The following is a 1,982-nucleotide window of genomic DNA, read 5'->3' on the forward strand; positions in this document are numbered from 1 at the left end:
ACGCGGGACGGACGGGGTCGCGCCGCGTCTGTCGGGAGCGCGGCTGCGTGCGTCGGAAACGGCCCGGCCGCCGGCGTTCGGCGGTGCGTCGCGTCGGTGAGGAAGGGATGGTGTAGGGGGTCAGACCCCTACGATGATCGGCGCGACGGCTGCGGGAACGTCCGCTCGCTCCGCGACCGTGGTGTGCCGTCGCATCTCGCTCGGAGCAACGCGGCCGGGGTATAAATTCCTGTCGGGGGGCGCGAACCGACCCCGTAGGCGACTGCCCTCGCGGTCGCTCGGAGGGCGCTCCGGTCGAGGAGGCGGCCATCAGACCCGGACCTCCTCCTCGCGCGTCACGTCCGCCTCCTCGGCGAACCGCTCCACGTCGCCGGCCGTCACCCGCCGCTTGCCGGCACCGTACTCCTTGACCCGCTTCGTAATCTTCCGGACCTCGCCGTCCGTCGGGTCGAAGCCGGCCTCCACCAGGTGCTTGCGCACGCTGTGGGTGCCGGTGTGTTTGCCCAGCACGAACTCGCGTTCGGCCCCGACCATCTCCGGGGTCATCACGCCGGTCTCGAACGTGTCGCTGTTCTCGATGACGCCGGCGGCGTGGATACCCGACTCGTGGGCGAACGCGTTCCGTCCGGTGACGGGCTTGTTCGCCGGCACCGGGATGTCCGAGGCCTCCTCGACGATCCGTGCCAGCTTGGTGATCTGGGTCGTGTCGATGCCGGTGTCGACGCCGTACACCGACTCGACGGCCATCACGACCTCCTCGTAGGCGGCGTTGCCGGCGCGCTCGCCGATCCCGTTGACCGACACCTGCGCCTGCTCCGCGCCGTTCTCGAAGCCCATGACGGCGTTGGCCGCGGCCATCCCGAAGTCGTCGTGGGTGTGGACGTCGACGCGGGCGTCTGTCGCCTCGACGACGGCCTCCACGGTCTGCCCGAAGCTGGTCGGCATCCCGACGCCGCAGGTGTCGGGGATGTTGATCCAGTCGGTGCCCGCGTCGCTGACCGCCTCGACGATGTCGATCAGGTAGTCCGGGTCCGTCCGGGTCGCGTCCATCGGCGAGAACATGCACTCGACGCCGGCGTCTTTGACCTGCTCGACGGCGTCGACCGCGCGCCCTTTCGCCTCCTCGCGGGTCGCGTGCATCGAATCCTCCAGCTGAACGTCGCTGGTGGAGACGAACACGTGGACCATTTCGACGCCGGAGTCGATGGCGGCCTCGATATCGCCGTCGACGACGCGGGCCAGCCCGCAGACGGTGGTGTCCGTCGCGGCGGCGATGTCGCTGACGGCCTCGAACTCCGCGTCCGAGTTGACCGGGAACCCCGCCTCGATGACGTGGGTGTTCATGTCGTCCAGCGTCGCCGCTATGCGGCGTTTCTCGTCGTAGCTGAACGAAGTACGTGGTGACTGTTCTCCGTCTCGCAGGGTCGTGTCGAAGATCCTGACAGGACCGATTTCGACGTTAGAAGCTATCGTGCCCTGGAAGAACTCGATCCGCCGGGGTGTCCGACGAAGCCTCCGTGATGTCTGTCATCGCTTCACGACAAGACGGTCGAGTACTTAACGGTTTGGACGATCGCAAAATCGGAGTCGACCGGCAGTCGAGAGCGATACGAACCGCGAGCGAGAGATCGCATGACTGCGGCGATGTCAATACACCTTAAGGAGGTAATACACACACCGGGGACGACGAGCGTATTCCGATTCGGAAGCGAGTTGATAAGGGAGATCGACGTTCGTTTCGTTCGGTCTGCGGGCGACCCGCGGTTCGCGCGCGGCGAGCCAGCGACCCGCACGGCGATGGATCCCGGACCGCACGGGAGTCTGATTCCGACTCCCGAAGGTGACCGAGTCGGCGGGGCGGAAGCGCCGCTACCGCCCGAGCGCGTCCGTCACGTCGCGCCGGAGGGCGACCAAGTCGGGCTCCGCCCGCTCGCGGGGGCGGTCGATGTCGACGTCGACGACGGCCTCGACCGTTCCGGGTT

Annotated in this window: 1 protein-coding gene and 1 pseudogene; both read right to left on the reverse strand. The window is 67.7% G+C overall.

Annotated features, from left to right (window positions below):
* Positions 1 to 309: 309 nt before the first annotated feature.
* A complete protein-coding gene (locus tag BN903_RS05285) occupies positions 310 to 1,470 on the reverse strand; it encodes a LeuA family protein (protein ID WP_195155724.1) in 1,161 nt (386 codons plus the stop codon).
* A 399-nt stretch (positions 1,471 to 1,869) separates the two neighbouring features.
* Positions 1,870 to 1,982 (reverse strand): annotated as a pseudogene (locus tag BN903_RS18420) (ABC transporter ATP-binding protein); the annotation flags it as partial.

It is taken from the genome of Halorubrum sp. AJ67 (genome assembly GCF_000513435.1).